This window comes from Pseudomonas sp. W22_MBD1_FP4 (assembly GCF_052113765.1).
Lineage (GTDB): Bacteria > Pseudomonadota > Gammaproteobacteria > Pseudomonadales > Pseudomonadaceae > Aquipseudomonas > Aquipseudomonas sivasensis.
The window spans coordinates 1-21,486 of the sequence record NZ_JBGQOI010000027.1; the positions used below are offsets into that span (position 1 = coordinate 1).

General features: G+C 59.1%; 19 protein-coding genes. 17 read left to right on the top strand and 2 right to left on the bottom strand.

Annotated features, from left to right (window positions below):
• Nucleotides 1–181: 181 nt before the first annotated feature.
• Both ACEN2T_RS26105 and ACEN2T_RS26110 read right to left on the bottom strand, forming a co-directional pair.
• A complete protein-coding gene (locus ACEN2T_RS26105; RefSeq protein WP_032885010.1) occupies nucleotides 182–1,402 on the bottom strand; it encodes a CaiB/BaiF CoA transferase family protein in 1,221 nt (406 codons plus the stop codon).
• Between the two features lie 12 nt (nucleotides 1,403–1,414).
• The gene (locus tag ACEN2T_RS26110; protein ID WP_003187423.1) at nucleotides 1,415–2,596 is read right to left on the bottom strand and encodes an acyl-CoA dehydrogenase; all 1,182 of its coding nucleotides are present in this window, start codon (nucleotides 2,594–2,596) and stop codon (nucleotides 1,415–1,417) included.
• A 157-nt stretch (nucleotides 2,597–2,753) separates the two neighbouring features.
• Between ACEN2T_RS26110 and ACEN2T_RS26115 the strand changes: the two genes are divergently transcribed.
• The 17 genes from ACEN2T_RS26115 (at nucleotide 2,754) to ACEN2T_RS26195 (ending at nucleotide 21,485) form a co-directional block, all read left to right on the top strand.
• On the top strand, nucleotides 2,754–3,653 hold the full coding sequence (locus ACEN2T_RS26115) for a LysR family transcriptional regulator (protein WP_032885011.1): 900 nt from the start codon (nucleotides 2,754–2,756) through the stop codon (nucleotides 3,651–3,653).
• 452 nt (nucleotides 3,654–4,105) lie between these two features.
• Complete coding sequence (locus ACEN2T_RS26120) at nucleotides 4,106–5,227, top strand: Re/Si-specific NAD(P)(+) transhydrogenase subunit alpha (protein WP_442117787.1); 1,122 nt, start codon at nucleotides 4,106–4,108, stop codon at nucleotides 5,225–5,227.
• A 15-nt stretch (nucleotides 5,228–5,242) separates the two neighbouring features.
• Entirely contained in the window at nucleotides 5,243–5,566 is a 324-nt protein-coding gene (locus ACEN2T_RS26125) for an NAD(P) transhydrogenase subunit alpha (protein WP_005783507.1), read from the top strand.
• Nucleotides 5,566–7,002 (top strand): NAD(P)(+) transhydrogenase (Re/Si-specific) subunit beta, encoded by a 1,437-nt coding sequence (locus tag ACEN2T_RS26130; protein ID WP_095185312.1) that lies wholly within the window; start codon nucleotides 5,566–5,568, stop codon nucleotides 7,000–7,002. Before ACEN2T_RS26125 ends, ACEN2T_RS26130 begins: the two co-directional genes overlap by 1 nt.
• 179 nt (nucleotides 7,003–7,181) lie before the next feature.
• Nucleotides 7,182–8,675 carry an acetyl-CoA hydrolase/transferase family protein gene (locus ACEN2T_RS26135; protein ID WP_099601843.1) on the top strand — a complete coding sequence of 498 codons (1,494 nt, stop codon included), beginning with the start codon at nucleotides 7,182–7,184 and terminating at the stop codon, nucleotides 8,673–8,675.
• Nucleotides 8,676–8,993: 318 nt separating this feature from the next.
• Complete coding sequence (locus ACEN2T_RS26140; protein WP_442117788.1) at nucleotides 8,994–9,209, top strand: DUF1127 domain-containing protein; 216 nt, start codon at nucleotides 8,994–8,996, stop codon at nucleotides 9,207–9,209.
• 283 nt (nucleotides 9,210–9,492) lie between these two features.
• Nucleotides 9,493–9,813, top strand: a complete 321-nt coding sequence (locus ACEN2T_RS26145; RefSeq protein WP_032885017.1) for a DUF2388 domain-containing protein — start codon at nucleotides 9,493–9,495, stop codon at nucleotides 9,811–9,813.
• 105 nt (nucleotides 9,814–9,918) lie between these two features.
• Nucleotides 9,919–10,227, top strand: coding sequence for a DUF2388 domain-containing protein (locus tag ACEN2T_RS26150; RefSeq protein WP_032885019.1), 309 nt, complete (start codon nucleotides 9,919–9,921; stop codon nucleotides 10,225–10,227).
• Nucleotides 10,228–10,266: 39 nt separating this feature from the next.
• Nucleotides 10,267–10,587: a DUF2388 domain-containing protein gene (locus ACEN2T_RS26155; RefSeq protein WP_027608008.1), complete on the top strand. Its 321-nt coding sequence runs from the start codon at nucleotides 10,267–10,269 to the stop codon at nucleotides 10,585–10,587.
• The gene (locus ACEN2T_RS26160; protein ID WP_442117789.1) at nucleotides 10,584–12,545 is read left to right on the top strand and encodes a DUF7844 domain-containing protein; all 1,962 of its coding nucleotides are present in this window, start codon (nucleotides 10,584–10,586) and stop codon (nucleotides 12,543–12,545) included. The genes ACEN2T_RS26155 and ACEN2T_RS26160 overlap by 4 nt, the downstream gene beginning before the upstream one ends.
• 379 nt (nucleotides 12,546–12,924) lie before the next feature.
• Nucleotides 12,925–14,232: a CitMHS family transporter gene (locus ACEN2T_RS26165; RefSeq protein WP_032885023.1), complete on the top strand. Its 1,308-nt coding sequence runs from the start codon at nucleotides 12,925–12,927 to the stop codon at nucleotides 14,230–14,232.
• Between the two features lie 64 nt (nucleotides 14,233–14,296).
• Nucleotides 14,297–15,064 carry a TerC family protein gene (locus tag ACEN2T_RS26170; protein ID WP_032885024.1) on the top strand — a complete coding sequence of 256 codons (768 nt, stop codon included), beginning with the start codon at nucleotides 14,297–14,299 and terminating at the stop codon, nucleotides 15,062–15,064.
• A gap of 214 nt (nucleotides 15,065–15,278) precedes the next feature.
• Complete coding sequence (locus ACEN2T_RS26175; protein ID WP_095185309.1) at nucleotides 15,279–16,937, top strand: Na/Pi cotransporter family protein; 1,659 nt, start codon at nucleotides 15,279–15,281, stop codon at nucleotides 16,935–16,937.
• A 57-nt stretch (nucleotides 16,938–16,994) separates the two neighbouring features.
• Complete coding sequence (locus ACEN2T_RS26180; protein WP_095185308.1) at nucleotides 16,995–18,377, top strand: M16 family metallopeptidase; 1,383 nt, start codon at nucleotides 16,995–16,997, stop codon at nucleotides 18,375–18,377.
• Between the two features lie 72 nt (nucleotides 18,378–18,449).
• Nucleotides 18,450–19,481, top strand: coding sequence for a DUF5924 family protein (locus ACEN2T_RS26185; protein ID WP_032885028.1), 1,032 nt, complete (start codon nucleotides 18,450–18,452; stop codon nucleotides 19,479–19,481).
• Nucleotides 19,482–19,536: 55 nt separating this feature from the next.
• On the top strand, nucleotides 19,537–20,685 hold the full coding sequence (locus ACEN2T_RS26190; protein ID WP_122754118.1) for an ABC transporter permease: 1,149 nt from the start codon (nucleotides 19,537–19,539) through the stop codon (nucleotides 20,683–20,685).
• Entirely contained in the window at nucleotides 20,682–21,485 is an 804-nt protein-coding gene (locus tag ACEN2T_RS26195) for an ABC transporter ATP-binding protein (RefSeq protein ID WP_095185306.1), read from the top strand. Before ACEN2T_RS26190 ends, ACEN2T_RS26195 begins: the two co-directional genes overlap by 4 nt.
• Nucleotide 21,486 lies beyond the last annotated feature (1 nt).

Consider the following 21,486-nt stretch of genomic DNA (forward strand, 5'->3'; position numbering starts at 1 on the left):
CCGCCGAAAACTGCGCAACTCATTGTTTACCAAGGAGTTTTCCGTTTCGACTGCGCCGGAAGTGGGGCGAATTATAGGCTCCCAGAATCTCACGTCAACCTTTTAATTTGCTATATCTATCAATTGGCTAGAATTGATTAAAAAACAGTCAACCGAGTGCCTTATATATAGAGCAGAACATCTAGATGACACCTGCCCCCCTTAAAGCAGCCACATTCGCAGCCCCCAACCCGAGCACACGCTGTAGTACCTGAGCTGTATGCTCACCCAACAGCGGAGGCGCACTGCGGTACTCCACAGGCGTCTTGGACAACCGAATGGGGCTGGCAACCTGAGGCACCATCCCCGCCAGCGCATGTGGTAGCTGCATAGCCAACCCACGCGCCTTGACCTGCGGATCAGCAAACACCTGCGCCAAATCATTGATCGGCCCACAAGGCACACCCACCCGCTCCAGCCGCGACACCCACTCAGCGGTCGTTTTGAAGACAGTAGCCTGGCGAATCAACGGAATCAGCTCTGCACGGTTAGCCACTCGTACCTTATTAGTAGAGAAGCGCGGATCATCCGCCCACTGCGGCTGACCAGCCACTTCGGCGAACTTGCGAAACTGGCTGTCATTTCCCACCGTCAGAATGAAATCACCATCGGCTGTAGGGAAGTCCTGATAAGGCACGATATTCGGATGAGCGTTACCCAGACGCTTTGGGGACACCCCTGTCGTTAGGTAATTCATCGCCTGATTAGCCAGACACGCCACCTGCACATCAAGCAATGCCATATCGATATGCTGACCACCACCGTCGTGATCGCGATGCGCCAGCGCAGCAAGAATCGCCACCGTCGAGTAGAGCCCAGTAAGGATGTCAGTTAACGCCACCCCAACCTTCACCGGCCCCGCACCCTCATCACCCTCCGGTCGACCGGTCAGACTCATCAGCCCGCCCAGCCCCTGGATCATGAAGTCGTAGCCCGCACGGCCGGCATACGGTCCGGTCTGACCAAACCCAGTGATGGAGCAATAGATCAACTCCGGATTAACGGCCTTGAGTGACTCATAGTCCAGCCCATATGCCGCCAGGCCACCGACCTTGAAGTTCTCGATCAGGATGTCGGACTTGGCTGCCAGGTCCCGGACCAATTGCTGACCCTCCGGTTGCGTAAAATCGATAGTCACCGACTCTTTATTACGATTAGCGGATAGGTAGTACGCCGCCTCACTGGTGTTCTCGCCATAAGCATCCTTAAGGAAGGGCGGGCCCCAAGCACGCGTATCGTCACCGTTGCCGGGACGCTCGACCTTGATCACCTCAGCCCCAAGATCCGCAAGGATCTGTCCGGACCAAGGGCCCGCCAACACTCGCGACAAATCCAGTACCCGCAGATGCGAAAGCGCGCCCATACCGTTCTCCTATTAATAGAACGCCTGAAGACCGGTTTGCGCGCGCCCCAGAATCAAGGCGTGAACGTCATGCGTGCCCTCATAGGTGTTAACCACTTCAAGATTCACCAAATGACGCGCCACCCCGAACTCGTCGGAAATCCCATTGCCACCCAACATGTCCCGCGCCATACGAGCGATATCCAAAGACTTGCCGCACGAGTTGCGCTTCATGATCGACGTAATCTCAACCGCAGCCGTTCCCTCATCCTTCATACGCCCCAGCCGCAAGCAACCTTGCAGCGCCAGAGTGATCTCGGTCTGCATATCCGCCAGTTTCTTCTGGATCAGTTGGGTAGCCGCCAATGGACGACCGAACTGCTGACGATCAAGCGTGTACTGGCGAGCGGTGTGCCAGCAGAACTCGGCAGCGCCCAACGCCCCCCAGGAGATGCCATAGCGCGCCGAGTTAAGGCAGGTGAAAGGACCTTTCAAGCCACGCACATCCGGGAAAATGTTCTCTTCCGGCACAAATACGTTGTCCATCACGATCTCACCAGTAATAGAGGCGCGAAGGCCGACCTTGCCGTGAATCGCTGGCGCACTCAGGCCCTTCCAGCCTTTCTCCAAGACAAAACCACGGATATCACCGGCGTCATCCTTACCCCACACCACAAACACGTCTGCAATCGGGCTATTGGTGATCCACATCTTGGCGCCCGTAAGGCTGTAGCCGCCGTCCACTTTGCGCGCACGCGTAATCATCGCGCCTGGATCAGAGCCGTGGTTAGGCTCGGTCAAACCAAAACAGCCAATCCATTCGCCGGAGGCCAGCTTGGGCAAGTACTTCTGCTTTTGCGCTTCGGTGCCGAACTCATTGATAGGCACCATTACCAATGACGACTGCACACTCATCATGGAACGGTAACCGGAGTCGACGCGCTCAACTTCACGCGCAATCAACCCGTAACTGACATAGTTCAAGCCACTGCCACCGTACTGCTCAGGAATCATCGCCCCCAGCAAGCCGGTTTCACCCATTTCACGGAAAATCGCCGGATCTGTTTTTTCATGGCGGAAGGCTTCGAGAACACGGGGCGCCAGCTTGTCCTGGGCAAATTGCTCAGCACTGTCACGCACCATGCGCTCTTCTTCGGTGAGCTGTTGATCCAGCAGTAGCGGATCGATCCAGTTAAAGCTTGCCTTGCCAGCCATGAATAAGTCCTCGCAAAGAAATCAGATGTCGTGGGGGGGAGCCTAGGCCGAGCGAGCGGGGAGAGCAAACGAGGTTTCCGCATAGCCTTGTGCTAATTTCTCACTCCGTAACACTCAGAAACTGCGCAAGCGCGCTTTATATGTGAGTACAAGGTACATGCGCAGAAAAATACCAAGCACAACCGCCCTCGTCAGTTTTGAAGCGGCCGCACGCCACGAGAGCTTTACCAAGGCTGCGCACGAGCTCTCCATTACCCAGGGTGCCATTTGTCGGCAGATAGCCAGCCTTGAGGAGTTTTTGAGTGTCGAGCTATTTCGGCGATCACGGCGTGGGGTAAAGCTGACGGAAGCAGGTCTGTCCTACAGCCGCAGAGTGGCAACTCAGCTGGATGCCGTGGAACGCGACACCCTGTCAGTCATGGGCCAGCAGGGCGCCAACACTATCGAGTTGGCCGTAGTACCCACCTTTGGTACCCAATGGTTGATCCCTCGCCTCAAGGACTTTCAACGGCAGCACCCAGAGGTGACTGTAAATCTGACCAACCGCACACGCCCCTTTCTGTTCGCCGATACCGACTTCGACGCGGCGATCTACTTCGGCGACGCTGATTGGTCCGGCACCGAGTCCCACCGGCTGCTGGGAGAAAATCCCGTCCCCGTGTGCAGCCCGCGCCTTTTGGGTGACCGCAAGCGTTTCACGCCACAGGAGATCGGGGAACTGCCACTGCTTCAGCAGACCACCCGTCCGTACGCCTGGCGCCAATGGTTCAACGCTCAGCAGTTGAACGTCCCGCGTGACATGACAGGCCCGCGTTACGAGCTATTCTCGATGCTGTCCCAAGCAGCCATGCACGACATGGGCATCGCGCTGATCCCACCGTTCCTGATCCAGCGAGAACTGGACGAGCATCAACTGGTGATCGCCAACCCTGACGCGCTAACAAGCACCAAGGCTTATTACTTGATGATTCCTGACAGGAAAGTCGAATCAGCCTCATTGCAGGCGTTTCGGGACTGGCTCATTGACCAATCCCAGCGCTATAGCCCCAGTAATTAAAGGCCAAAGCCCTCATGCTGACTCTGTAGTCAGTTAATTTTTGATCCTACAGATATACGTATATGTCGCATTTTCACAGACTGTATCTATCCATCAAAAATAGGGCTTAACACCATGATTTTAGTGGCTTGCAGCGACCCCAACAGGCCAATGCCCGACTATTCACATCAATCATGGGCAAACGCCAAAAAATCACCTAGGGCCCTTTAATTACCTGTATTTAAAGAGGTTATTTCAGCATGTTGCGACAATCAGTCACAGGGTGACTTGTAGTTAATTTTTCGTCACCCGTCATAATCCCTTGAAGGCCGTAAAGTTCGCCTGCAAAATGCCGCGCCCCGCTGTCATTTCAGCGGGATCGTGCTGATCGGCCGCCCCAGTTGCGCCACTCGCGGTGCACTGGCCTTTTTACAAAAAGATCAAAAGCAAAAAGATCATGCAGGAGATTTGACGTGCACATTGGTGTTCCTCTCGAAACCCAGACCGGTGAAACGCGGGTGGCTGCCACCCCGGAAACCATCAAGAAGCTGATCGGCCAGGGCCATAAGGTCACTGTACAAAGCGGGGCTGGCCTGAAAGCCAGCGTCGTCGACAGTGCCTATGAAACGGCAGGCGCAACCATTGGCAGTGCCAACGATGCGTTCGGCGCCGAGCTGATCCTCAAGGTGGTAGCGCCCAGCGACAGCGAACTTACGCTGATCAAAAGCGGCACCGTGTTGGTGGGCATGCTCAATCCGTTCAGCAACGAAACCATTGCCAAGCTGGCGGAGAAGGGCATCACCGCTTTCGCTCTTGAAGCCGCGCCACGCACTTCACGGGCACAGAGCCTCGACGTGTTGTCGTCTCAGGCCAACATCGCGGGCTATAAAGCCGTACTGCTGGCTGCTCATCACTATCCGCGCTTCATGCCAATGCTGATGACCGCCGCCGGCACCGTCAAAGCCGCGCGCGTGCTGATCCTCGGCGCCGGTGTTGCTGGTCTGCAGGCGATTGCCACGGCGAAACGCCTGGGCGCAGTGATCGAAGCGTCTGACGTGCGCCCGGCCGTCAAAGAGCAAATTGAATCCCTCGGCGCCAAGTTCGTCGACGTGCCCTACGAGACTGACGAAGAACGCGAATGCGCCGTCGGCGTCGGTGGTTACGCACGCCCGATGCCAACCAGTTGGATGCAGCGCCAGGCCCTGGCCGTGCACGAGCGCGCCAAGCAAGCCGATATCGTCATCACCACCGCACTGATTCCCGGGCGTAAAGCACCCACACTGCTCAGCGCCGAGACCGTCGCGCAGATGAAGCCTGGCTCGGTGGTCATCGACCTCGCCGCCGCCCAAGGTGGCAACTGCCCGCTCACCGTGGCTGACGAAACCGTCGTGGAAAACGGCGTGATCATCTGTGGCCCGACCAATCTCGCCGGTGCTGTCGCCGCCGACGCGTCAGCCTTGTACGCGCGCAACCTGCTGGACTTCCTGAAGCTGGTCTTCAACAAGGAAGGGCAGTTTGAACTCAACCTCGAAGACAACATAGTCGCCGCGTGCCTGATGTGCCGCGACGGCCAAGTCATCCGCAAAAACGCCTAAGCAGGGATTCAGACGATGGAAGAGCTTATCTCCCCCGGTATCTACAACCTGATCATCTTTGTGCTGGCGATTTATGTCGGTTACCACGTGGTCTGGAACGTTACCCCCGCGCTGCACACGCCATTGATGGCGGTAACCAACGCCATTTCCGCGATTGTGATCGTCGGCGCCATGCTGGCCGCCGCCCTCACAGTGACGCCATTGGGCAAGACCATGGGCACGCTGGCGGTCGCTTTGGCGGCAGTCAATGTGTTCGGCGGCTTCCTGGTGACTCGTAGGATGCTTGAGATGTTCAAGAAGAAAGCGCCCAAAGCTGTGAAAGAAGAGGTGCAGAAGTAATGAGCATGAATCTGGTAACGACGCTCTACCTGATCGCGTCGATCTGCTTTATCCAGGCCCTTAAGGGCCTGTCGCACCCGACCACATCGCGACGCGGCAACCTGTTCGGCATGCTTGGCATGGCGCTGGCGGTGCTCACCACTGTGGGCCTCATCTATAAGCTGGGCGCTGAGCTCGCCACCGCCGGTATCGGCTACGTAATCGTCGGCCTGTTGGTCGGTGGTACCGCCGGCTCGATCATGGCCAAGCGCGTAGAGATGACCAAGATGCCGGAACTGGTTGCCTTCATGCACAGCATGATCGGCCTGGCTGCGGTGTTTATCGCTATCGCAGCAGTGGTTGAGCCGCAATCGTTGGGCATCGTTAAGCACCTGGGCGATTCAATCCCTGCCGGTAACCGCCTGGAACTGTTCCTCGGCGCTGCTATCGGTGCAATCACCTTCTCGGGTTCGGTGATCGCCTTCGGCAAACTGTCGGGCAAGTACAAGTTCCGCCTGTTTCAGGGCGCACCGGTACAGTTCGGCGGTCAGCACAAACTGAACCTGGTGCTGGGCCTGCTGACCCTCGGCCTGGGCCTGGCCTTTATGTTCACCGGCAACCTCACCGCCTTCGCGCTGATGCTGGCCCTGGCCTTCGTGCTGGGCGTGCTGATCATCATCCCAATCGGCGGCGCCGACATGCCGGTCGTCGTGTCGATGCTCAACAGCTACTCCGGCTGGGCAGCGGCGGGTATCGGTTTCTCGCTGAACAACTCGATGCTGATCATCGCCGGCTCCCTGGTGGGCTCCAGCGGCGCGATCCTGTCGTACATCATGTGCAAGGCGATGAACCGTTCCTTCTTTAATGTACTGCTCGGCGGTTTCGGCAATGCGCCGGATGCCGGTGCTGCGGCAGGCTCGAAAGAAGCGCGCCCGGTGAAGTCCGGCTCGGCCGACGACGCAACCTTCCTGCTGACCAACGCCGACACCGTGATCATCGTTCCAGGCTACGGCTTAGCGGTGGCACGTGCGCAACACGCGCTGAAGGAACTGACCGAGAAGCTGACTCACCGCGGCGTGACCGTGAAGTACGCGATCCACCCGGTGGCAGGCCGCATGCCTGGGCATATGAACGTCCTGCTGGCCGAGGCGGAAGTGCCTTACGACCAAGTGTTCGAAATGGAAGACATCAACTCGGAATTCGGCCAGGCCGACGTAGTCCTGGTGCTGGGCGCAAACGACGTGGTCAACCCGGCCGCGAAGAACGATCCGAACTCGCCAATTGCAGGGATGCCGATTCTGGAAGCCTTCAAGGCCAAAACCATCATCGTCAACAAGCGATCGATGGCCAGCGGGTATGCCGGTTTGGATAACGAGTTGTTCTACTTGGACAAGACCATGATGGTCTTCGGTGACGCGAAGAAGGTCATCGAAGACATGGTCAAAGCCGTCGAGTAACACTGCTTCAGCGCAATACTCAAAACCCCGGCCTGCGATAGGCTGGGGTTTTTTATTACCGCATGAAACCCGACCAAAGGCTCTAAAACACTACTCGGCATTCGACCATGGTAGCGGGCCGAAACTTTTTGAAATCACTACACTGCCCACCTTGCTTCCGTAGCCTGAGATAACAATTCATGTACCGTGATCGTATCCGCTTGCCTTCGTTGTTGAACAAGGTCATGAGCGCGGCAGACGCCGCCGCACTGATCGAGGACGGCATGACCGTCGGCATGAGTGGCTTCACCCGAGCCGGTGAAGCCAAGGCCGTCCCCCACGCCCTGGCCGAACGCGCCAAGACGTCCCCGCTGAAAATCACCCTAATGACCGGTGCCAGCCTGGGTAATGACCTGGACAAGCAACTGACCGAAGCTGGCGTGCTGTCACGACGCATGCCGTTTCAAGTCGATAGCACGCTGCGCAAGGCAATCAATGCCGGCGAAGTAATGTTTATCGACCAGCATCTGTCGGAAACCGTCGAGCAACTGCGCAACAACCAGCTCAAGCTGCCAGACATTGCTGTGATCGAAGCCGTGGCGATCACCGAACAAGGGCATATCGTGCCCACCACCTCCGTGGGTAACTCGGCCAGCTTCGCGATTTTCGCCAAGCAGGTGATCATCGAGATCAACCTGGCACACAACCCGAATCTCGAAGGGTTGCACGACATCTATATCCCAACCTACCGCCCGACTCGCACGCCGATCCCGCTGGTAAAGGTCGATGACCGCATCGGCAGCACCGCGATTCCCATCCCGCCGGAAAAGATTGTCGCCATTGTCATCACCAACCAGGCGGACTCAGCTTCTACTGTTACACCTCCTGACAGTGACACCCAAGGGATCGCCAATCACTTGATTCACTTCCTCAAACAGGAAGTGGATGCCGGTCGCATGACCAACAAGCTCGGCCCCCTGCAGGCGGGTATCGGAAACATCGCCAACGCGGTGATGTGCGGATTGATCGATTCGCCGTTCGAAGACCTGACGATGTATTCCGAAGTGCTGCAGGACTCGACTTTCGACCTGATCGACGCCGGCAAGCTGAGCTTCGCGTCGGGCAGCTCGATCACGCTGTCGGAACGGCGCAACGCCGATGTGTTCGGCAATCTGGAGCACTACAAGGACAAGCTGGTGCTGCGCCCGCAGGAAATCTCCAACCACCCCGAAGTGGTGCGTCGCCTGGGCATTATCGGCATCAACACGGCGCTGGAGTTCGACATCTACGGCAACGTCAACTCCACCCACGTCTGCGGCACGCGGATGATGAACGGCATTGGTGGCTCAGGCGATTTCGCGCGTAACGCGCACTTGGCGATCTTCGTAACCAAGTCAATTGCCAAGGGTGGCGCGATTTCCAGCGTGGTGCCGATGGTCAGTCATGTGGACCATACCGAGCATGATGTCGACATCCTTGTCACCGAAGTCGGCCTCGCTGACCTGCGCGGCCTGGCGCCACGGGAGCGCGCACGGGTGATCATCGACAACTGTGTGCACCCGGCGTACCGCGATGCGCTGAACAATTACTTCAATGCGGCCTGCGCCATCGGCGGACACACCCCACACATCCTGCGAGAAGCACTGAGTTGGCACATTAACCTGGAAGAAACCGGGCATATGCTCAAGGCTTGATGGATACAGATCCGGGCTGATGCAAACACACCTTCATCAGCTCGGCTTCCTGATCGTCACTTCTTAATAAAACTGTACTGCTGTACTGGTCTTTTCCGACAGAAAAATCTTACGCATATCCCCATAACTATCAATTTCGCACCATTAAAGTGCAGACAAGTACAGTTGCCCCATTTTCGTACCGTACAGCACCTATAAACAGTTAACTGGCCCCTCACAATACAGGTGAACTGTATCTAGAGAGTCTTGCGCCGGAGGAGGATCATTGGCATCAGTTAAACCACTACCTAATGCCGCCATAAGCGGAAGGATGTCATCATGGAACGTACACTCAGTTCCGAATTGTTCTTCGAAGAAAAAGCTGCAAACACCCAGGCTTCCATGCCTTTGCGCGTTCTGGCCAACCTGATGTTGTGGCAGCGCCGCATCTCCAGCCGCCACCAACTGGCTCGTCTGGATTCGCGTCTGCTGGCTGACGCCGGTATCAGCGAAGCTCAACGCTACGAAGAGCTGAGCAAGCCGTTCTGGCGCTAATTAGCGCTCGCTGGCCCTGACCCACCGGGTCCACTGCCAGCACTGATTTTTCAAAACAAAGCCCGCCCCGGGAGACCGGAGGCGGGCTTTGTTGTTTTAGGCGCGTGCGTTTCCAGCAATGCTTTTAGAGGAACAGGTACAGTTTCATAAATAAATAATATAATAGGTACAGTTTTCAGAACTGCACAAAACCTATCCGAACTGATAAGCCGCGGCCTAATATCCAATCAACATTCGGCGAGTCTCTGCGCCACCTTTATTGCTCATCTATAGGAGTCACCCCATGTCCCGTCTTCGCCTGCTCAGCGCCGCCGCCCTGTTGGTCCTGGCTGCAAACGCCAATGCCTCCAGCTTTATAGTGACCACCGACTCCATCGTCGGCGCATTGAAGGCCACTTCAGACGCCACCTCCGATGCAACTTCGTCCCTTCGCGATAACAAAGTCGTGCGTGCCGCCCGAGACGACGCTGCCAGCTTTGTCGCCAGCGAAGGAGCCATTCGTGGTGTGAAGCTGGAAAGCGCCTTGGCCCAGATCCGCCAACAAGCACCACAACTGAATACCGCGACTGACGCACAGCTGGCTCAAGCCATCCTGGCTATCTGATCGCACCTGATATGAGCGAGCGCCAGTTGCTCTTGAATGCCTCGGCGCTGGCTCTCGCCGGGGCATTGCGCTAGCCTTGGCGCTCGTTTTCAGTTGTCGAGTCCCATGGCTTTTTCATACCGCCTGTTAATTGTCCCTGTCGTGTTTTTCGCTGGCTGGTCGCCACTGGCTTCGGCCTTTGACCTGACCATCCAGAGCACCGTTGCGAGCGCGTATGCCACCAGCAAGGTGACCTCCGCACCGTTCGACCGCAAAGTAGTAGTGGCCGCTCAGGATGACGCCGCCGCGTTCATCGCCACTGACGGCCAATGGCGTGGAGCGCGGCTGGAATCGGCACTGGATTACCTGCGCCGGAACCAACCAAAACTTCATGCAAGCGACCTTGAACTGGCGCAGGCAATTCTCGTCCAATAATCATCTTTGTGTTTCCATCTTTGTATTCGGAGTTCTTCCATGCGTAGCCCGTTGATCGCCGCCACCCTTGGCCTGCTGTTGTTGGCCGACGTTGCCCAGGCGCATACCCTGGTGGCCACCAGTAACATCATTGTCCGCGCCTCCGGCCGCACCATTGATTTCACCTCGGACACCACCACCTCCATCCGCGACTCCAAAGTCGTGCGCGAAGCTCACGATGACGCCGCCAGTTTCGTCGCCACCAATGGCGAAATCCGAGGCGCACAGTTGGAAGCCGCCTTCGATACCCTGCGCACCCGCCTGCCGGAAGCCCGCGACGCCAGCGACCAGACCCTCGCCGAAGCCATCCTCGCTCTGTGAGGCGCCTCGCTGCCTGGCTCCTGGCCGGGACTGTGCTGCTGTGTGCCAGCGCAGCCCAGGCCAGCCTGCAACTGCGGCTCAAGACAGAAGGCTTGAGCCCGGCCGAACAGCAGGCCAGCCAGGCATTGCTCGATGAAGCGATGCGCTCACTGCCGCCGCGCTTTATCGAGCAGTTGGACCGACGCATCGATGTCGGCTGGACCGACAAGATGCCCGAAAATGCCTATGGTCAGGCCTCGTTGGTGTCCGAACTGGACCTCAACCGCAATCTGCTCGCTCCCCTGACCGATGGCAGCGCCGCCACCCAGAAAACCAATCGCCCCCACGGCACCGTGCGCCGGGAAATGCTCGCCACCGTGCTGCATGAATTGACCCATATCTATGACCGTGCGCGCCTGTGGTCCAAGGACGAGCGCGCACTGATCCAGCGCTGCAGCCGCCAGAACAGCATCACCGGCCTGATCGGCCTGCCCGATCAATGCCGTGGCCAGAATGAACGCCGTTTCACCCTCAGCGATGACCCGCGCCTGCTGGACCTCGCCGGCTGGCCGCAGTACGTCGGCCGGCGCGGTGAGCGCGAGCAGCACAACCGCCAGATCGTGCGCAGCCCAGACATCTACGAAACCAGCAGCCCGCTGGAGTTCGTCGCGGTCAACATGGAGTACTTCCTCCTCGATCCAAGCTACGCCTGCCGACGCCCCGCACTGTTCCGCTATTACCAGCAACACTTCGGCTGGGCACCGCCTGAACAGGATGCCTGCGCCAAGGCCTACCCGTTCCTCAATGCGGGCAACGACTTTGCAAAGACGCCGTTGGGCCACGTGGACCCGGAGCGGGTCTATGAAATCGACTATCTGCTGGCCGAAGCCAACCAGAACCTGGTCAGCCGCTGGGGCCACAGCATGTTGCGCCTGGTGATCTGCGCACCGGGCCGTCCCCGCGGACCAGATTGCCGGCTGGACCTGGAGCAGCATCTGGTCTTGTCCTACCGCGCGTTCGTCGGTGACGTACAACTGTCGAGTTGGGATGGCCTGGTGGGCAAGTACCCGTCACGCCTGTTTGTGCTTCCGTTGGCCCAGGTGATCGACGAATACACCAAGACCGAGCTGCGCGGCCTGGCTTCCGTGCCGTTGAGACTGTCACGACAAGAGATCAACGACACCGTCGAACACGCTGCAGAGATGCACTGGAGCTACGACGGCAACTACTTCTTCCTGTCCAATAACTGCGCGGTCGAAAGCCTGAAGCTGTTACGCAGCGGCAGCGCGAACCCGCAACTCACCGGCCTGGACAACATCACCCCCAACGGCCTGCTTGAAGTGCTACAAGCCCGCGGCCTGGCCGATACCCGCGTGCTGAATGACAAACGTGAAGCCCTGCGCCTGGGCTATCACTTTGACTCGTTCCGCGAGCGTTATCAGGCGATGTTCGATGTGCTGCGCAAACACCTGCCGATCAAACAGACCCAGGTTGAAGATTGGCTATCGCTCAGCGCAGCGCAACGGCGCCCATGGTTCGACCAGGCCGATCTGCGCACCAGCGCCGCGTTGTTGCTGCTGGAACAGGCAAGCTTTCGCAAGCAGCTGATGCTGGCTCAGGATGAGGTCAAACAGCGCTATCTCGGTGCCCGCGAGCTGAAAAACGGCGGCATGGAAAAAGCCAACGCCACGCTGCAACAGATCCTCGCCAACAGTGGGTTCCTCAGCAGGCCAGCAGAATTGCTCGGCAGCGGCGGCTACGGCCTGCCACAACCGTCGGAAGCCAAACGCCTGGAATCGGAAAGCGCCGAACGCCAGAAACAGCTGCAATCGCTGACCGGCGAGCTGGATAAAGAGGTGAGGGCGCTGCTGGACCCTGCTCGCGCCGCAGAAATCGCCGCATGCGAAGCCAACCTCAAGCAGGTGGGCGAACACCTGCGCAAACTGCACAAAGCAGCGGGCGGCCTTGAGCTGCCCTGAAGCAGCCGAAATAAACACATATCAAATGTGGGAGGGGGCTTGCTCCCGATGGCGGTGGGTCAGCTTGCACATGCAGTGACTGACACTCTGCTATCGGGAGCAAGCCCCCTCCCACATTTTCACCTGTGCACCCTTGAAGACCGTGCGTCTTTTCCATATCACCTGTTTAGCCAGCGAAAGCTGGCTGAAAGCTTTCACGTCTAGGATCGCCCCCACTGCCGGCAAAAGACCGGCTGTTTACAACAACAATGGTGATTCCCGATGTCCGTCCGTACCCGCCTGTTCGCCCCAACTCCCCCCGTACGCCTCGTGCCTTTCGTTCTGCGCTGACCCATCCCGGTTCGCCATTCCCTAGCCGCGCTACGCCTGGAGTATTCCTATGCTGACTTTCCTTGGCTTTGCCATGGTCATCACGTTCATGTTCCTGATCATGACCAAGCGCCTGTCTGCGCTGATCGCCCTGATCATCGTGCCAATCCTGTTCGCGCTGTTCGGCGGTTTCGCACCGAAGATCGGCCCGATGATGCTCGAAGGCATCACCAAGCTCGCGCCAACCGGCGTGATGCTGATGTTCGCCATCCTCTACTTCGCCTTGATGATCGACTCCGGCCTGTTCGACCCGGCCGTGCGCAAGATCCTCAAGATGGTCAAAGGCGACCCGCTGAAGGTTTCAGTCGGCACCGCCGTACTGGCCCTGGTGGTGTCCCTGGACGGTGACGGCGCCACCACCTACATGATCTGCGTGGCCGCCATGCTGCCGCTGTACAAGCGCATCGGCATGAGCCCGCGGATCATGGCCGGCTTGATCATTCTCGCCGGTGGCGTGATGAACATGACCCCTTGGGGTGGCCCGACCGCCCGCGCCGCCAGTGCGCTGCATGTGGACCCTTCGGATATTTTCGTACCGATGATTCCGGCCATGGCCGCCGGCGTCGTCGCTATCCTCGCGATCGCCTATATGTACGGTAAGCGCGAACGTGCTCGCCTGGGCGAACTGCACCTGCAGGGCGACGAGATCGACCATAGCGAAATCAGCGTGTCGCAATTTCCAGACGCCCGCCGTCCGAAGCTGATCTGGTTCAACGGCGCACTGACCCTGGCCCTGATGTGCACACTGATCGCCGGCCTGTTGCCGCTGCCGGTGCTGTTCATGGTGGCGTTCAGTATCGCGATGATCGTGAACTACCCGTGCCTGCAACAGCAGAAAGACCGCGTCGCCGCCCATGCTGGCAGCGTACTGGCGGTGGTAGGGCTGATCTTCGCCGCGGGTATTTTTACCGGCATCCTGTCGGGCACCGGCATGGTCGATGCCATGTCCAAGAGCCTGCTGGCGGTCATCCCTGACGCCTTGGGCCCGTACCTGGCCGTTATCACCGCACTGGTGAGCATGCCGTTCACCTTCTTCATGTCCAACGATGCGTTCTACTACGGCGTACTGCCAGTACTGGCCGAAGCCGCCAGCCACTACGGCATCACCGCAGTGGAAATGGCCCGCGCCTCCATCGTTGGCCAACCGGTGCACTTGCTCAGCCCGCTGGTACCGTCGACCTACTTGCTGGTCGCCCTGGCCGGTATCGAATTTGGCGATCATCAGCGCTTCACCCTGAAGTGGGCAGTGCTGGTGTGCCTGTGCATAATGTTCGCCGCATTGCTGATGGGGATTTTTCCGCTGTTCAGCACTCTATAATCGTACAACCCAGCTGCGCCGGCCCTACGCCGGTGCGGCCTAACACACGCTCAAAGGAATACACATGGAATGGCTGACCAATCCGGAAATCTGGATTGCCTTCTTCACCCTGACGGCCCTAGAGATCGTCCTGGGCATCGATAACATCATCATGATTTCGATCCTGGTCAGCCGCATGCCTAAGCATATGCAGGCTCGCACTCGGATATTCGGCCTGGCGCTGGCCATGGTCACGCGCATCCTGTTGCTGCTGTCGATCACGTGGGTCATGCAACTGACTGCCGACCTGTTTGTGGTGTTTGGCCAAGGCATTTCCGGTCGCGATCTGATTCTGTTCTTCGGTGGCCTGTTCCTGCTGTGGAAAAGCTCCCAAGAGATGTACCACGCACTGGAAGGTGAAGACGAAACCCAGGACGAGCCGAAAGGCGCCGGTGGCAAGTTCATCTACACCATCATCCAGATCGCGATCATCGACATCGTGTTCTCCCTGGACTCGGTGATCACCGCCGTCGGCATGGTCTCCCACGTACCGGTCATGGTTGCCGCGATTGTGGTTGCCGTATTGGTGATGATGCTGGCTGCCGGCACCATCAGCGATTTCATCGACAAGCACCCGTCGCTGAAAATGCTGGCGCTGTCGTTCCTGCTGGTGGTGGGTACAGTGCTGATCGCCGAATCCTTCGACGTGCATGTGCCTAAAGGCTATGTCTACTTCGCCATGGCATTCTCGCTGGCGGTAGAAGCGGTGAACATCAAGATGCGCACCGCCATCGCGAAAAAGAAGAAACAGCAGGATCCTGTGAAACTGCGTAAGGACATCCCGGGTCAATAACCCGAGCCAGTCGTAAAAAACGGGGCGCTTGCGTCCCGTTTTTTTTCATCCGCAAAAAGCTGATTTCATGACAGTTTTGTTTCAATCCCCACTTTAGCTATGCGATGCTGGCGCCGAGCCCATTCGCCAACTACAGCTTAAGTACAAGACGTAGAGCGGCACGCGGCAACTTTCCTTCGCTCCTGTTGGAGCACACCTACACGGGGGGCCGAGCATGCTGACCTTGCTCAATCTGCTTTCCGCCGTGACCCTACTTATCTGGGGCACGCACATCGTCCGTACCGGGATCCTGCGGGTCTACGGTTCTAACTTGCGTCAAGTCATCGGGCATAACATGTCCAAACGCTGGCTTGCGTTTGTCGCCGGCATCCTGGTGACAGCCATGGTGCAGAGCAGCAACGCCACGGCCATGCTGGTGACCTCATTTGTGGGCCAGGGCCTGATGGGCCTGATGCCCGCCCTGGCGACTATGCTCGGCGCCGACGTCGGTACCGCGCTGATGGCGCGGGTGCTGACCTTTGACTTGTCCTGGCTGTCGCCGCTGTTGATCTTTCTCGGCGTTATTTTCTTTCTTTCGCGCAAACAGACGCGGGCAGGGCAGTTGGGGCGAGTAGGAATAGGCCTCGGTCTGATCATCCTCGCGCTGCAATTGATCGTGGAAGCCGCCGGCCCGATTACCCACGCCCAGGGCGTGAAAGTGCTGTTCGCCTCGCTGACCGGCGACATTTTGCTCGACGCACTGGTCGGTGCCTTGTTTGCGATGATTTCCTACTCCAGCCTGGCCGCCGTATTGCTGACCGCCACCCTCGCCGGCGCCGGGGTGATCGGCTTGCACGTGGCCATCGGCCTGGTGATCGGCGCCAACATCGGCAGCGGCGTGCTGGCCTTCCTCAGCACCAGCATGCAGAACGCCGCGGGGCGCCAAGTGGCACTGGGCAGTCTGTTGTACAAACTGATTGGCCTGCTGCTGATCATTCCGGTGCTCGACCCACTGGTACTGTGGATGGACGGCCTGGACTACAACACCCAAGGCATGGTCATCACCTTCCACCTGCTCTACAACGTCAGTCGCTGCCTGATCCTGCTGCCGACCATCGGCCCAATGGCGCGCCTCTGCGCGTGGTTGCTGCCCGAGCGAGAAGAGGCCAACGGCAAGGCCAAACCCCGTCATCTGGACCCCACGGCCCTCACCACGCCCAGCCTGGCCTTGGCCAATGCAGCCCGCGAAACCCTGCGCCTGGGCGACCTGATCGACAACATGCTCACCGCCATGCAAGAAGTACTGCGCGGCAAGCAAACTGCGATCACCCAGGAGATGCGCAGCCTCAGTGATGACGTCGAAGCGCTCTACAGCGCAATCAAGCTCTACCTGGCGCAAATGCCCCGCGAAGACCTGAGCGAACAGGACAGTCGCCGCTGGGCCGAGATCATCGAACTGTCGATCAACCTGAAGCTCGCCGGCGACCTGATCGAACGCATGCTGCGTAAAGTCCAGCAGCAGAAAACCTCTCAGCGCCGCCAGTTTTCCGAAGTAGGCCTGGAAGAACTCACCGGCCTGCACAGCCAGTTGATAGCCAATCTGCGACTCGGCCTTTCGGTATTCCTCAGCGCCGACCCGGAAAGCGCACGCCAATTGCTACGCGAAAAGCGCCGCTTTCGCGCCCAGGAGCGCCGCTTGGCCCACGCCCATGTGAGCCGTCTGCAACGCAAAATCGTACAGAGCCTAGAGACCAGTTCCCTGCACCTAGAGCTGATTGCCGACATGAAACGCCTCAATTCGTTGTTTTGTAGCAGTGCGTATGTAGTGTTGGAAACGTCCGACACAGGCGCGCTCTCGGCCGAAGATATTGCCGACATCACGCATTCGCCCTGAACGTACGATGGCCCGTGAAGTCAGTTAGAGCTGACCTCACTCGCCAGGAAGCCAGTTATGCGTCGCCTGTTATTCGCCTGCCTGCTTATGGGTTCTGCCCACGCTTTTGCCTTTGACCGCCTGCAAGTCGAGGGCTACACCTTGCCCAACGGCCTGCAATTGCTACTCAAGCCGGGCACCGAACGTGGGCACGTGGCGATCCGTTTGGTGGTCGGTGTGGGCCTGGATGACTTCGGCTGTGAGGAAAAGGAGTTGCCGCACTTGCTCGAACACTTGCTGTTCAGTGGCATCGACGGCGGCGGCGAAGGCGACCTCGAAGAGCGCATGCAGGCGCTGGGCGGCGAGTGGAACGCCTACACCAGCAATGCCGACACCACCTTCGTAATTGAGGCTCCCGCGAAAAACCAGCGCAAGGTGCTCGACCTGTTACTGGCAATCATCACCCGCACTGAGTTGACCGACGCCAATATCAATGCGGCCAAACAAGTAGTAGAGCGCGAAGACGGCGGCCATTACTCGCACCTGCAACGCCTGCTGGACCGTCAGGACCTGGGCCACACCGCCAGCAATCAACTGGCCGTCGAGTTGGGCCTCAAATGCGCCGAACGCGCCGAGGTCGAGCAACTGACCCGCGACCAGTTGCAGACACTGCGCAAGAATTGGTACGCCCCCAACAACATGACCCTGATCGTCGTCGGCGAACTCGACAAACTGCTGCCGGCCTACCTGGAACGCACCTACGGCGAACTCGACCCGGTAGACCCCACCGAGCACAGGCCCCTGCCGGAAATCCAGCACACCGCCAACAGCCACCGCGAACTGATCCACGGCTGGGTAGGCAACAGCGCCAAACTGCACTGGCTGTTCCCAGAACCGGTATTGGACGACCAGCACGATGAAACCTACGACCTGCTCAAGGACTACCTCGACTGGGCGCTGTACCGTCAACTGCGCCTCAAGCACGGTTTGTCCTACGGCCCCTGGAGCGAACGCGAAGTGCTCGGCGGCGTCGGTTTCCTCAGCCTGAATGCCGACCTTGAGCGAGAAAACCTCCCTGAGGCCGAACAGGTACTGCACGACCTCACCGCGCAGTTGCTCAAAGACGGCCTCGACCCGGCCACCTTCGCCCGCCTGCAACAGGCCGCCATCGCTCGGCAAGCCTGGGCCGTGCAGGGCAATAGCGCGTTGGCCGACTACTATTGGGCGGCATTGGCCGACTACGACAAAGGCCGCTTCAGCGACCCGGTCAAACGCATCAAGGCCGTCAACTTGGATCAGGCGAACCAAGCCATGCGCCAGGTACTCAAGCAGCCTGGCTACTGGCGCATCGAAAAACCGCTGTTAAGTTACGACATGCTCAATTGGATCGGCGCCGGCGTGCTCGGCCTGATCGCCATTGTGTTGATCGGCGTGCGGCTTTATCGCAAACGGATCACGTAATCGGGCACCGAACGCCGGGCTAAGACGTTATTCTGTCTGGGATTTTTTCCTACAAAGACTGCGAACCGCCGAATGCAAAACGTAACCCGTTTAATCACCCGCATCCTCGAACTGATGAAGCGCTACCCAGGGGTGATTGCACTCGGCGGCTTCATCTCGGGTGTGTGCAGTTTCATTCTGGTGGACCGTCAGCAGGGCATGGCCAGTTGGATCGCGGTCATCATGCTGGTGAGCTGGTTGTGGCTGATGCTGGAGAACAGCTTTACCCAGCTGTTCACCAAGGTGTTCAAGCGGGAAATTCCCGAACCCCTGCTGCGCTACGCCACCCAGATGATCCACCAGGAAAGTCTGTTCTTCGTGCTGCCGTTCTTTTTCATCACCACGGCGTGGAACAGTGGCCAATCGATATTCACCGGCCTGCTCGGCGCAGCGGCACTGGTGTCGATCATCGACCCGCTGTACTACAAATGGCTGGCGCCCAAGCGCTCGCTGTTCCTGGCGCTGCACACCCTGACGCTGTTCGCCGCGCTGCTCACCGCGCTGCCGATCATCCTGCACCTGACCACCGCCGAGAGTTACAAGCTCGCCCTCGGCGTAGCCATGGCGTTGTCGATCCCGAGCCTGGCAGTGAGCATGCCGCTGCGCAGCCTCAAGGGCTGGGCGATGCTGCTGGGGGTGACCGCCGCGATTGGTTGCGCAGGCTGGTTCCTACGCAGCTGGGTACCGCCGGCCACGCTGTGGATGACCGAAGTGGCCATCAGCACCCAGTTGCAAGACCGCACGCCAGGCGATGACCTCAAGGAAGTGACCGTTGCTCAACTGCGCAGCAGCGGGCTGTATGCCTATACCGCAATCAACGCGCCACGCGGGCTGAATGAGCGGATCTACCACGTGTGGAAATTCAACGGCAAAGAGGTCGACCGCATTGCCCTGGACATCCACGGCGGGCGCAAGGAAGGCTATCGCGCCTGGACCCACAAACAGAACTTCCCGCCCGATTCGGCGGGGCGCTGGCAAGTTCAAGTGCTGACCGAAGACGGGCAGGTGATCGGCGTGCTGCGCTTCAAAGTGACTGACGCAGCACAAACGGACAACCCGAAGTAGGCTGTATCGTGCTATTACGTAGGAATTGTGGATAGCCAATACAAGCTCGGAGCTTATGACCAGTAGTCCCACGGCCGGCGCAGCCCACCTCGATACCTCCACCGCCCCTCCGTTACTGCGGATTACGGGGGACTGGACGCTGGCCCACTACGCAAACCTAAAGAAGCTGTCGGACAAACTCGACGGCCAATACGACGCCGGCGCACGCATAGACCTCAATGGGCTCGGCGCCCTGGATACCGCCGGCGCCTCGCTGCTGGTGGAACTGCTTGGGCCAACCCGTATCGAGCAATCCGCCGAGCAGACCGATTGCAGCCTGTCCGCTGCCGACCGCGCGTTGCTCAAGACCGTCTACCGCTCACTCAACGATTTTTGCGTACCGGAAAAAGCACCGGAAGAGGCTGCCGGTATCCAGGTGTTGGCACGCATCGGGCGGGCGGTGGATACCGTCTGGCAGGACAGCAAGCAATTATTGGGTTTTGTCGGCCTGATCCTCGAAACCTTTGCCCGTGGCATTTTCCGCCCCAAGCGCTGGCGCCTGACGCCGATGGTTGCCCATCTCGAACAGGTCGGCCTCGATGCCGCGCCTATCGTGGCGTTGCTGACCTTTCTAGTCGGTGCCGTGGTGGCGTTTCTTGGCGCCACGGTACTCAAAAGCTTCGGCGCGACAATTTTTACGGTGGACCTGGTGGCGTTCTCCTTCCTGCGGGAATTCGGCGTGTTGCTCACTGCGATCCTGATCGCCGGCCGCACCGCTAGTGCGTTTACCGCGCAGATCGGTTCGATGAAGGCCAACGAAGAAATCGACGCCATCCGCACACTGGGCCTGGATCCGATGGAGTTGCTGGTACTGCCCCGCGTACTCGCGCTGCTGATCGCGCTGCCGATGCTGACCTTTCTGGCGATGCTCTCGGGGATCGTCGGCGGCGGCGTGGTGTGTGCCGTGGCGCTGGATATTTCGCCCGCGATGTTCCTCTCGCTGCTGCAATCGGACATTGGCGTGCAGCACTTTTTGGTGGGCATGGTGAAAGCACCGATCTTCGCCTTTTTGATCGCAGCCATTGGCTGCCTGGAAGGCTTCAAGGTCAGCGGCAGTGCCGAATCGGTCGGCGCCCACACCACCTCCAGCGTGGTGCAATCGATCTTTGTGGTGATCGTGCTGGATGCGGTTGCCGCGCTGTTCTTCATGGAGATGGGCTGGTGAGTCGTCTACACCGTTCGCCCACCGAGGCGGTGATTGAAGTGCGTGGCCTGTGCAATCGCTTCGGCAGCCAGAGCGTGCACGAGAATCTCGACCTGGATTTGTACAAGGGCGAAATCCTTGCGGTGGTCGGCGGCTCCGGCAGTGGCAAGTCGGTGCTGTTGCGCAGCATCGTCGGCCTGCGCCGCCCCAGCGAGGGCGAAGTGCGGGTGTTCGGCAAGAATCTGCCGAGCCTGCCGGAGCATGAGCGTTCGCTGGTAGAGCGGCGCTTCGGCGTGCTGTTCCAGAAGGGCGCGCTGTTTTCCTCGCTGACCGTGACCGAGAACGTCGCGCTGCCACTGATCGAGCATGCAGGCCTCAGCCGTCGAGACGCCGAGCACTTGGCGGCCGTCAAACTCGCCCTCGCTGGGCTGCCGCTGTCGGCCGCCGACAAATACCCCGCGTCGCTCTCCGGTGGCATGATCAAGCGCGCCGCACTGGCCCGGGCCCTGGCCCTAGACCCGGACATCCTGTTCCTCGACGAGCCCACCGCCGGCCTCGACCCGATTGGCGCGGCGCAATTCGACCAACTGATCCTGACCCTGCGCGACGCGCTGGGCCTGAGCGTGTTCCTGGTCACCCATGACTTGGACACGCTGTACACCATCACCGACCGCGTGGCGGTGCTGGCGCAGAAGAAAGTGCTGGTGGCGGACGCCATCGATATCGTCTCGGAAACGGACGACGCCTGGATTCACGAATACTTCCACGGCCCCCGAGGCCGCGCGGCATTGGATGCCGCTCAACCGCTCAACGAGGTATGAC

Coding starts and splice junctions, on each gene's coding strand:
- ACEN2T_RS26105 (WP_032885010.1), bottom strand. CDS start 1,402: ATGGGCGCGCTTTCGCATCTGCGGGTACTGGATTTGTCGCGAGTGTTG.
- ACEN2T_RS26110 (WP_003187423.1), bottom strand. CDS start 2,596: ATGGCTGGCAAGGCAAGCTTTAACTGGATCGATCCGCTACTGCTGGAT.
- ACEN2T_RS26115 (WP_032885011.1), top strand. CDS start 2,754: ATGCGCAGAAAAATACCAAGCACAACCGCCCTCGTCAGTTTTGAAGCG.
- ACEN2T_RS26125 (WP_005783507.1), top strand. CDS start 5,243: ATGGAAGAGCTTATCTCCCCCGGTATCTACAACCTGATCATCTTTGTG.
- ACEN2T_RS26130 (WP_095185312.1), top strand. CDS start 5,566: ATGAGCATGAATCTGGTAACGACGCTCTACCTGATCGCGTCGATCTGC.
- ACEN2T_RS26135 (WP_099601843.1), top strand. CDS start 7,182: ATGTACCGTGATCGTATCCGCTTGCCTTCGTTGTTGAACAAGGTCATG.
- ACEN2T_RS26140 (WP_442117788.1), top strand. CDS start 8,994: ATGGAACGTACACTCAGTTCCGAATTGTTCTTCGAAGAAAAAGCTGCA.
- ACEN2T_RS26145 (WP_032885017.1), top strand. CDS start 9,493: ATGTCCCGTCTTCGCCTGCTCAGCGCCGCCGCCCTGTTGGTCCTGGCT.
- ACEN2T_RS26150 (WP_032885019.1), top strand. CDS start 9,919: ATGGCTTTTTCATACCGCCTGTTAATTGTCCCTGTCGTGTTTTTCGCT.
- ACEN2T_RS26155 (WP_027608008.1), top strand. CDS start 10,267: ATGCGTAGCCCGTTGATCGCCGCCACCCTTGGCCTGCTGTTGTTGGCC.
- ACEN2T_RS26165 (WP_032885023.1), top strand. CDS start 12,925: ATGCTGACTTTCCTTGGCTTTGCCATGGTCATCACGTTCATGTTCCTG.
- ACEN2T_RS26170 (WP_032885024.1), top strand. CDS start 14,297: ATGGAATGGCTGACCAATCCGGAAATCTGGATTGCCTTCTTCACCCTG.
- ACEN2T_RS26175 (WP_095185309.1), top strand. CDS start 15,279: ATGCTGACCTTGCTCAATCTGCTTTCCGCCGTGACCCTACTTATCTGG.
- ACEN2T_RS26180 (WP_095185308.1), top strand. CDS start 16,995: ATGCGTCGCCTGTTATTCGCCTGCCTGCTTATGGGTTCTGCCCACGCT.
- ACEN2T_RS26185 (WP_032885028.1), top strand. CDS start 18,450: ATGCAAAACGTAACCCGTTTAATCACCCGCATCCTCGAACTGATGAAG.
- ACEN2T_RS26190 (WP_122754118.1), top strand. CDS start 19,537: ATGACCAGTAGTCCCACGGCCGGCGCAGCCCACCTCGATACCTCCACC.